General features: G+C 66.7%; 9 protein-coding genes. 4 read left to right on the top strand and 5 right to left on the bottom strand.

What is annotated here, in order from left to right; all coding sequences use genetic code 11:
* Positions 1–164 precede the first annotated feature (164 nt).
* Both R1H25_RS18070 and R1H25_RS18065 read left to right on the top strand, forming a co-directional pair.
* On the top strand, positions 165–740 hold the full coding sequence (locus R1H25_RS18070; protein WP_057499501.1) for a GNAT family N-acetyltransferase: 576 nt from the start codon (positions 165–167) through the stop codon (positions 738–740).
* Between the two features lie 109 nt (positions 741–849).
* Positions 850–2,346, top strand: a complete 1,497-nt coding sequence (locus R1H25_RS18065; RefSeq protein WP_317224262.1) for a S10 family peptidase — start codon at positions 850–852, stop codon at positions 2,344–2,346.
* 364 nt (positions 2,347–2,710) lie between these two features.
* On the opposite strand, the gene R1H25_RS18060 is transcribed toward R1H25_RS18065, so the two are convergent.
* A complete protein-coding gene (locus tag R1H25_RS18060) occupies positions 2,711–3,832 on the bottom strand; it encodes an inorganic phosphate transporter (protein WP_032128946.1) in 1,122 nt (373 codons plus the stop codon).
* 13 nt (positions 3,833–3,845) lie between these two features.
* A complete protein-coding gene (locus R1H25_RS18055; RefSeq protein ID WP_004152833.1) occupies positions 3,846–4,472 on the bottom strand; it encodes a DUF47 domain-containing protein in 627 nt (208 codons plus the stop codon).
* 292 nt (positions 4,473–4,764) lie between these two features.
* On the opposite strand from R1H25_RS18055, the gene R1H25_RS18050 reads away from it, so the two are divergent.
* Both R1H25_RS18050 and R1H25_RS18045 read left to right on the top strand, forming a co-directional pair.
* On the top strand, positions 4,765–6,069 hold the full coding sequence (locus R1H25_RS18050; protein WP_049445691.1) for a hemolysin family protein: 1,305 nt from the start codon (positions 4,765–4,767) through the stop codon (positions 6,067–6,069).
* Positions 6,053–6,712, top strand: coding sequence for an exopolysaccharide biosynthesis protein (locus R1H25_RS18045; protein WP_317224261.1), 660 nt, complete (start codon positions 6,053–6,055; stop codon positions 6,710–6,712). Before R1H25_RS18050 ends, R1H25_RS18045 begins: the two co-directional genes overlap by 17 nt.
* Before the next feature lie 91 nt (positions 6,713–6,803).
* Here the strand turns inward: R1H25_RS18045 and R1H25_RS18040 are convergent, their stop codons facing one another.
* The 3 genes from R1H25_RS18040 to R1H25_RS18030 all read right to left on the bottom strand — a co-directional run bounded on the left by R1H25_RS18040 (position 6,804) and on the right by R1H25_RS18030 (position 9,507).
* On the bottom strand, positions 6,804–7,301 hold the full coding sequence (locus R1H25_RS18040; RefSeq protein ID WP_049448161.1) for a pyridoxamine 5'-phosphate oxidase family protein: 498 nt from the start codon (positions 7,299–7,301) through the stop codon (positions 6,804–6,806).
* Positions 7,302–7,369: 68 nt separating this feature from the next.
* Complete coding sequence (locus R1H25_RS18035) at positions 7,370–8,365, bottom strand: LLM class flavin-dependent oxidoreductase (protein ID WP_049448159.1); 996 nt, start codon at positions 8,363–8,365, stop codon at positions 7,370–7,372.
* A 374-nt stretch (positions 8,366–8,739) separates the two neighbouring features.
* Positions 8,740–9,507, bottom strand: a complete 768-nt coding sequence (locus R1H25_RS18030) for a sulfurtransferase (RefSeq protein WP_317224260.1) — start codon at positions 9,505–9,507, stop codon at positions 8,740–8,742.
* Positions 9,508–9,596 lie beyond the last annotated feature (89 nt).

Genomic DNA, 9,596 nt, shown 5'->3' with positions numbered 1-9,596 from the left:
CCCGGTAGAGCCGGCCGCTGGCCGGCACCCTCGGCATCCGCGTGATCCAGGCAGATCTGCCGGCCAGCGGCCGGCACTACCGGTCCATGCGCGGCTGGGCATTACGCCCCCATCGGCAAACCCGGCGGCGCCATAATGCGCGTCCATCCGTGTGGACCATCGTATTGGCCAGCCACTCGCTACTGTTCCCGGGCCTGCCACTGCACAGCGCGCGCCTGGTCCTGAGCCCGATCCGCCGCGACGATGCGGCCGCCCTGTTCGCGATCCAGTCCGATCCGGACGTGATGCGGTTCTGGAACCACCCGGCGTGGACACGACCGGCCGAGTCGCGCGCGCAGATCGACGATGACCTGGCTGCACAGGCCACCGGCACCCAGCTCAAGCTGGCCGTGCGCGAAACGCTGGACGGCCCGTTGCTGGGCATCTGCGTGGTGTTCGCGCTGGACCGCGATGCCGCACGCGCCGAGATCGGCTACCTGCTGGCCCCCGACAGGCAGGGCCGGGGCTACATGCACGAAGCGCTGCAGCACCTGCTGGACTACCTGTTCCAGACCCTGCACCTGCATCGCGTGGAAGCCGAGGTCGACCCGCGCAACCAGCCCTCGGCACGCGTGCTTGAACGGCTGGGCTTCCAACTGGAGGGCGTGCTGCGGCAGCGCTGGCGCATCCAGGGTGAACTGTCCGATTCGGCGGTATACGGTCTGCTGGCGGACGACGTGCGCACACCCCTGCCCGCTTGACCCAATCTGGCCAGTGGCGGCCTCGACCGGCGGGCATGCCTTTGGACACATACGGCATGCCCGCCACCGGCCTAGCATCGGAACCCCCTTCCGCTGCCGATCCGGTGCCATGAAGTCCCTGCTGCACACTGCCGCGCTCTGCGTCGGCCTGCTCATCGCCCCTGCCAGCGTGCTGGCCGCGCCCGACGCCGACACCAAGGCCGATCCGAAAGACGACAAGACCGAAGCGCCTGCGCTGCCCGCCGATGCATCGGCCCGCCAGAGCATGCGCCTGGCCGGCCGCACCCTGGACTACACCGCCACCGTCGGCACCCTGCCGGTACGCGATGCCAAGGGCAAGGTGATCGCCGATGTGGTGTTCACCGCCTATACGATGCCGGGCAAGGACCGGCCGGTGACCTTTGCGCTCAATGGCGGTCCCGGGGCGTCGTCGGTCTATCTCAACATGGGCGCGATCGGGCCCAAGGTGGTCACCTTTGGTTCGGAGGGTGACAGCGCATCGGCGCCGGCCACCCTGCACGACAACCCGGGCACCTGGCTGGACTTCACCGACCTGGTGTTCATCGATCCGGTCGGCACCGGCTTCAGCCGCGCACGCATCAGCGATGACGAGGCGAAGAAGCAGTTGTACAACCCCAGTGCCGACATCGAGTACCTGTCGCGCTCGATCTACGACTGGCTGCTGCGCAACCAGCGCATGGGCGCGCGCAAGTACCTGACCGGTGAGAGCTATGGTGGCTACCGTGGCCCGCGCATCACCCACTTCCTGCAGACGCGGCTGGGCGTGGCGATGAACGGCCTGGTGCTGGTCTCGCCGTACCTGAGCCCGACCCTGGAAGACAACGCCGATGTCTCGCCGATGGCATGGATGCAGACACTGCCGTCGATCGCCGCCGCGCACCTGGAGCGCCAGGGCAAGCTGACCGATGCAGCAATGCGTGAGGTGGTGGAGTACACCCGTGGCGACTACGCCACTGCGCTGATGAAGGGTCGCAGCGATCCGCAGGCGACCGAGGCGATGCTGCGCCGGGTGACCGAGCTGACCGGGCTGGACCCGCAGTTCGTGCGCCGTGCCGGTGGCCGTCTTGAAACCCAGGCCTACCTGCGCGAAGTATTCCGCGACAAGGGCACGCTGGGCAGCCGCTACGACTCCAATGTGACCGCGTTCGATCCGTTCCCGAATGATCCGGAGCAGCGCGCCAATGACCCGCTGCTGGACAGCATCATTGCGCCGACCACCACGGCGATGGTCGACTTCGTGACGCGCGTGGTCGGCTGGAAGGTGGATGCGCGCTACCAGGCGCTGAACTACGAGGTGAACCGGCTGTGGGACCGCAACGGCGAACTGCGCCAGGGTGCGGTGACCCAACTGCGCCAGGCGGTGGCGATCGACCCGCATCTGCAGGTGCTGATCGTGCACGGCTGGAATGACCTGTCGTGCCCGTTCATGGGTTCGATCCTGACGGTGGACCAGATGCCGGCGATGGGCAGCAACCCGGACCGGGTGCAGGTGCGCAGCTATCCGGGCGGGCACATGTTCTACAGCCGGGCGGACAGCCAAGCGGCGTTCCGGAAGGATGTGCAGGCGCTGTTCCAACGTAATTGAGGGGTTCGGCCGGGCCTGCGGCCCGGCACCCGCTGACTGCCACGGCCACTGCAACTGCAAAAGCTGGCATTCCGTGGGTTGGCGGAGCGGGTCCGGTTGCGGGGGACGCCGTAAACCCGTCCATGGGGGCTTGGTCGCGGCATCCATGCCGCTCACACCCCCGCAACCGGACCCACCCCGCCTTCGACAGTTTCCCGCTGCTGCTGGTGGGTGCCGACCGTTGGTCGGCACGGGATCGGATCCCTGTTTCTGCTCTGGTAGGTGTCGACCTTGGTCGACACGATGTGTGCGGAAAAATTCTTTGCCCATGAAAAAGCCCGCCGGATACCGGCGGGCTTTTTCGTTTGCAACCTTGGCGTGGCGATCAGGTCCAGCCGAACAGCTCGAACAGCTTCAGGATCAGGTATGCGCAGCCGCCGGCTGCCGGGATGGTCAGGATCCAGGCCCAGACGATGCGTTCGATCACGCCGAACTTCAGCGAACGCGGGTTCTTGGCGAAGCCGACGCCCATGATCGCGGTGGAGATGCTGTGCGTGGTCGAGACCGGCATGCCGAAGTGCGCGGCCAGGGTCAGGATGGTGGCCGAGCTGGTCTCCGCGGCGAAGCCGTGGATCGGGTGCAGCTTGACCATCTTGTGGCCCAGGGTCTTGATGATCTTCCAGCCGCCCGAAGCGGTACCGGCCGCCATCACCACCGCACAGGTCAGCACGATCCACATCGCGATGCCGTCACCGGCGCTGGCGTCCGGGTGCATGAAGGCCAGCCACGACGGCAGGTCATCCAGCGCACCGGTCGCTTCGGCGCCGATCAGGGTCATGGCGATGATGCCCATGGTCTTCTGCGCGTCGTTGTGGCCGTGGGCGAAGCCCATGTAGGCCGCCGAGGCGATCTGCGCTTTGCCGAAGAAGGCGTTGACGATGCGCGGGCGGGCCAGACGACCAATGGCACCACCAATCTTGGCCAGGCCGGCAATCAGGCCCCACAGCAGCACCATCACTACGATGCCGAGCAGGAAGCCGGCGATCGGCGAGGTGATCATCGGCACGAACACCTTCCACAGCAGGCCCTTGTTCTGCGCCCAGCTGCCCAGGCGCTCGGACCAGATCAGGGCGTCCCAGTTGTTGTGGGCCGCGGCCAGGCCGGCGCCGCAGAGACCACCGATCAGGGCGTGCGAGGACGAGGACGGCAGGCCCTTCCACCAGGTGATCAGGTTCCAGATGATGCCGCCCAGCAGGGCGCACAGGATCACCTGCGGGGTGACGTCGACCACGTTGGTGTTGAGCAGGCCGGAGGCGATCGTCAATGCGACGGCCGTACCGGTCAGCGCACCGATGAGGTTCATGAAGGCGGCCAGCATCACCGCCCAGCCGGGCGAGAGCACCTTGGTCGCCACCACGGTGGCAATGGAATTGGCAGTGTCGTGGAAGCCGTTGATGAACTCGAAAACGAGCGCGGCCAGGATCACCACCAGGACAAGGGTCAACATGCGGCGGCGTCCGTCAGCTGTTCTTCAACACGATCTGGTACGCCACCACGCCGGCCTCGCGGCAACGGTCGATGGCCTTTTCCAGGATCTCGAAGAATTCTTTCAGCAGGAACATCTGCAGGTTGTCCAGGCGGCCCGAATAGATGTCGCGGTACAGCTCGAGCATCAGGCGGTCGGCCTCGTTCTCCAGCGAGCGCAGCTTCTCGTTGAGCGCGGTCATCCGGTCCAGGTTCATGTGGCGCAGGTCGGCCACCATCTCCACCACCACGCCGGCGGCCTGTTCCAGCATCGCCGCGCGCGGCGCGAAGTCGATGTGCTCCAGGTGGGTCGTGGCCAGCGAATAGCGATCGGCGAACTTCTCGATCTGCTTGGGAATCTTGTACAGCGCCGAGCCCAGCGCTTCGATGTCTTCGCGCTCGATCGGGGTCATGAAGCTGTCCACCAGCGCCTGGCTGATCTTGTCCGAGGCCGCGCGTTCGCGCAGGCGGGCCAGCTTGAAGGCGTCCAGCGCGGGCTGGCGGTCGGCCTCGCGCAGCATGGAATGCAGCGCCTTGGCGGCGTCGGAAGCCGCGACGGCAGCCTCATCGAGCAGGGTGTAGAACTGTTTGCCGGAACCGAAAATGGTCTGCAGAGAGAACATTGAGAAACCTGTCAGCCGTCGCGGGAAGGACGGCACCAGACGGAATTATGACGGCTAGATGACCATCACGGGTATCCCCGCCCCCTTTCGGGGCCTTGGAACCCTCAACCTGAACAGGCAGTTGCCACCCTGCCACGCCCCTTTGCTAAGATGCCAGCGCGCCTTCGGGCGCACCTTATGGACGACGACCCTTATCCCCCTGCGCCGCGCCGGACCCTGTTCCTGAGCGCCAGCCGCCATCGCAAGCACCCGCCCTCCCTGCCACCAACCGGGGACGACGCCCGTGTTTGAAATGATCCTGATTGTCTTCGCGCTTGTTCTGCTGAACGGCTTCTTCGCCATGTCCGAGATGTCGGTCATGACCTCGCGCAAGAGCCGCCTGAAGCAGATGGCCGCCACCTCCAAGCGTGCCGCCAAGGCGCTGGAGCTGTCGGAGAAGCCGGAGAGCTTCCTGTCCACCGTGCAGATCGGCATCACCGTGATCGGCGTGCTGACCGGCTACCTCGGCGGTGAAGCGCTGGGTGAAGCCTTCGCCGGCTGGATCCAGGGCCTGATGCCCGGCTTTGCCTACGCCGGCAACATCGGTACCGCGCTGGCGGTCAGCCTGATCACCTTCATCACGCTGATCTTCGGCGAACTGGTGCCCAAGCGCCTGGCGCTGACCCGTTCGGAGGCCATTGCCGGCCTGGTCGCGATGCCGATGAGCTGGCTGGCCAAGCTGGCCCTGCCCTTCGTCTGGCTGCTGTCCAAGACCACCCAGCTGGTGCTGCGCCTGTTCGGCCTGGGCAAGGATGAAGTCGCCTCGGTGACTGAAGAAGAGATCCGCATGCTGGTGGCCGAGAGTCACGAGGCCGGTGTGATCGACGCCCACGAGCGCGACATGATGAACCGCGTCATGCGCCTGGGCGACCGCACCGCCGACAGCCTGATGACCCCGCGCAACCGCATCGCCTGGCTGGATACCCAGGCCGGCCTGGAGCGCAACCTGGAGATCATGGCCGAGCACGAGTTCTCGCGGTACCCGGTATACCGCGACAACGACATGGACGTGGTCGGCGTGCTTGAACTGAAATCGCTGGCCACGCGCATGGCGCGCGGTGACAACGCGCTGTTCCAGACCCTGCGCGAACCGCTGTACGTCTCCGAATCAACCCACGCGATGAAGCTGCTGGAGATCTTCCGCGAGGAACAGCAGTCGATGGCGCTGGTGGTGGACGAGTACGGCGAAATCCAGGGCCTGGTGACCATCAGCGACCTGATGGGCGCCGTGGTCGGCCGCCTGCAGGCGGTGGAGAACGCCGACGAAGATGCGCTGGTGGTGACCCGTGAAGACGGTTCGCTGCTGGTGGATGGCTCGCTGCCGATCGAGGACCTGCGCGAGCTGATCGGCAGCAACGACCTGCCCGATGCCGAGGATGGCGACTACTACACGCTGGCCGGCATGTGCATCCACTACTTCGGCCGCATTCCGCATGCAGGCGAGTACTTCGACTGGGCCGGCTGGCGCTTCGAGGTGGTCGATCTGGACGGTGCGCGGGTGGACAAGCTGCTGCTGCGCACGCTGTCCGACGAGCAGGCCGATGAGCTCACCGCCTGAGTCCGGCCAGGGTCCGGGCGTTGAGCGCCCGGCCTACCGCAACGAGGGCATCCGCACCCTGCTGGAGATGTTCGCCTCCGGCGACCCGGCCGAGCACATGCCGCTCGGCCAGATCCTGGGCAACCTGCAGCAGAGCGCGTTCGGCGTGTTCCTGTTCGTGGCGATCCTGCCCTCGTTCATCCCGATTCCAGGCCTGGGCGGTGCGGTCAGCGGTCCCCTCGTGATCCTTATCGGCCTGCAGATGCTGTTCTGCCTGCGCCGCCCCTGGCTGCCCGGTTTCATCGCCCGCCGCGGGCCCAGGCGCAGCACCATGCACCGTTTCCTGGACCGCATCGACCGCCCGCTGCGGCGGCTCGACCGGATGCTGTCGCCGCGCCTGCCGCAACTGCTGACACCGCTGCCGGCGCATGCCTTCAGCGGCCTTCTGCTGGTGCTGCTGGGGGTCCTGCTGTCGTTGCCGATTCCGTTCACCAACTTCCTGTTCGGCTTCCAGCTGCTGCTGTTCTCGCTGGCGCTGCTGGAACGTGACGGCGCGCTGATGTTGTTCAACTGGATCGCGGCGTTGGTGGCGATCGCGTTCTTCGGTTTCAGTTCGGGGCAGCTGGTGGGTTACATCGTGGATCTGTTCCAGCGCTGGTTCTGACCGGGCTCCGCTGGAGCCGGCATCTGGCCGGCTGCCACGTTTCCAGTGTTGCCGGCCAGCGGCCGGCACTACCAATACCGGACCTCGGCCATCACCGTAGGTCGATGAACCCGTTGTCGGCCAACGCCGCCGGTTCATCCTGCACCGCCGACAGCACGAACGTCAGCGCCTTGCCCAGCAGCGTACCCGGCCCATCCCAGTATTCGGCGCTGTCGGCGCGTACATGGATCAGGCGCAGGTTCGGGTCGTCCTTGCCGCCCGGGAAGAACAGCTTCATCGCCGGCGACCACAGCGCCTCGATCTTCGCGCGATCATCGACAACCCGCGCGCGCCCCGCCACAGACACATAGGTATTCTTCGATGGCGACGCATAGGCCACGTTGACGCGCGGGTCGAGCGCGATCTCGGCCACCTTCGGGCTGTCGGCAGTGATGACGAACCAGAGGTCACCGTCAAAGGTGACCTGCTGGGTGGCCAGGGGCCGGCTGTAGAGCCGTCCGTCGACGCCGGTCGTAGTGAACATCGCCACCTCTACGTCCTTGATCAGTTCTGCCAGTTGGGCGATGTGTTCGGCGCGGGTGTCGGCCATGTGGGGGCTCCATTGGTGTGAGCCCCCATCAGACGCGGTTCGGCCGCAATGGGCCGTGACGCAATTGTTCAGCCCGCGTGGCGGGCGTGCCAGGCCTGCATCGCCAGCTCGAACGAGCGCAGGCGCGCGCGGTGGTCGTACAGGTTGGCGGTGAGCATCAGCTCGTCCGGCTTGTGCCGCTCGACGAACGCGGCGATGCCATCCGCCACCTGCTGCGGATCGCCCAGCACGGTGCAGGCCAGTGCCCGCTCCACGCCCAGTTTTTCGTGCGGCTCCCAGAAGGACTCGATGTCGTCGATGGGTGCCGGAATCTTGCCCGGTCGGCCGCGACGCAGGTTCACGAAACTCTGCTGCTGGCTGGTGAACAGACGGCGCGATTCGGCCTCGCTGTCGCTGGCGACAACGTTCAGGGCCAGCATCGCGTGCGGCTGCTTCAGCGTGGCCGAGGGGCGGAACTCGCGGCGGTATACCGCCAGGGCTTCGTCCATCACATCGGGCGCGAAGTGCGAGGCGAACGCATACGGCAGGCCCATCGAGGCCGCCATGCGCGCACCGAACAGGCTGGAACCGAGGATCCAGGTCGGCACCCGCAGGCCACCACCCGGAACTGCCTGCACCGCCTGCCCGGGCTGCACCGGCTCGAAATAGTGCAGCAGCTCGCGCACGTCCTGCGGGAACTGGTCGGCGCTGTCGAAGTAGCGGCGCAATGCGCGCGCGGTGGGCTGATCGGTGCCCGGCGCACGGCCCAGGCCGAGGTCGATGCGGTCCGGATACAGCGAGGCCAGCGTGCCGAACTGCTCGGCCACCTGCAGCGGCGCATGGTTGGGCAGCATGATGCCGCCGGCACCGACGCGGATGCGCTGGGTGCCGCCCGCCACGTGGCCTATCAGCACGGCCGTGGCCGCGCTGGCGATGCCGGGCATGTTGTGGTGTTCGGCCAGCCAGTAGCGGCGGTAGCCCAGCGCATCGGCGTGCTGGGCCAGTTCCAGCATGTTGGCGAAGGCGGCGGTGGTGTCACTGCCCTCGCAGACCGGGGCCAGGTCAAGGATCGACAACGGGATCATCAGGCGTTTTTCCGTCACAGGATCCCCCATGCATGGGGTCGGCCAGGCGCCGCGGCCAGTGACGGTGGCGGGATGCTGATTCCCGTGGGATGGATTCAGGAGAACAGGGTCGACGGATTACGGGCCACGGACGGCGGACGGCGGACGGCGGACGGCGGACGGCGGTAGAGTCGACTGTTAGTTCGACTGCTTTTGGACGGCGGCTGGACTGCTCCTGAACTGCTCTCGGCGGGAGACTGAAACCCCCGCGCTGCGCGCGATAGTCGACTAACAGTCGACTCTACCGGCGCCCCGTCAACCGTCGTCCCCGCCGGCCCGCATTTCCGTCAACCTGCGTCCCGGTCAACCTGCATACCGGTCAACCGACGTCCCGGTCAGAACGCGCTGGGGCGCGGCTCGGCCAGCGGCTGGTCGACCATCGGCTTCAGCTCGGCGTCCAGCGCCACGCGCTCATCGAACACGAAGCAGCGGCCTTCGTAGCCCTCGCCGCCCACCTCCTCGAAGTAGCCGAGGATGCCACCGTCCAGCTGCAGCACGTTGTCCATGCCGTCGTTGACCATCCACAGCGCAGCCTTCTCGCAGCGGATGCCGCCGGTGCAGAAACTGACCACGGTGCTGTCCTTCAGCGCTTCGCGGTGCGGTGCCAACGCCTCGGGCAGGTCGGTGAACTTGTGGATGGGCAGCACCAGCGCATCCTTGAAGGTGCCGTACTCCACTTCCTGCAGATTGCGCGTATCGAGCATCACCACCGGCTTGCCGGCGTCGTCATGCCCCTGTCGCAGCCACCGCTGCACCGTGGCCGGATCGACCGCCGGCGCGCGCGGGTACTCCAACGGCTGGCCGTCATCGCGGCGGAAGCTGATGATCTCGTCCTTCACCTTGGCCTTCAGCCGCGCGAACGGTTGATGCTGACTGAGGCTGGTCTTGACCCGCATATCGGCAAACCGCGCGTCAGAACGCAAAGCCGCGTAGAAACCCTCGACCGCCTCCGGCGCACCGGCCAGGAACAGGTTCAGCCCCTCGCCCGCCACCAGGATCGTGCCGCGCAGCTGCGCCGCCGCGGCACACGCCAGCAGCTGGTCGCACAGGGCCTGGGGAGCGTCGATGACGGCGAAATGATAGGCGGCGGTATTGGCGATCATCCCGCCATTTTAGCGCCTCCCGCCCGCACAGGCAGATTCAGGGGGCAGTGCCCTCTGCGCAGCAGAGGGATCCGACCCCAAGCCCGGCA

Origin of the sequence: Stenotrophomonas veracruzanensis, from assembly GCF_032911525.1 — a bacterium.
In the GTDB taxonomy this organism is placed as follows: domain Bacteria; phylum Pseudomonadota; class Gammaproteobacteria; order Xanthomonadales; family Xanthomonadaceae; genus Stenotrophomonas; species Stenotrophomonas africana.
This window is presented reverse-complemented; position numbering and strand designations above follow the sequence as displayed.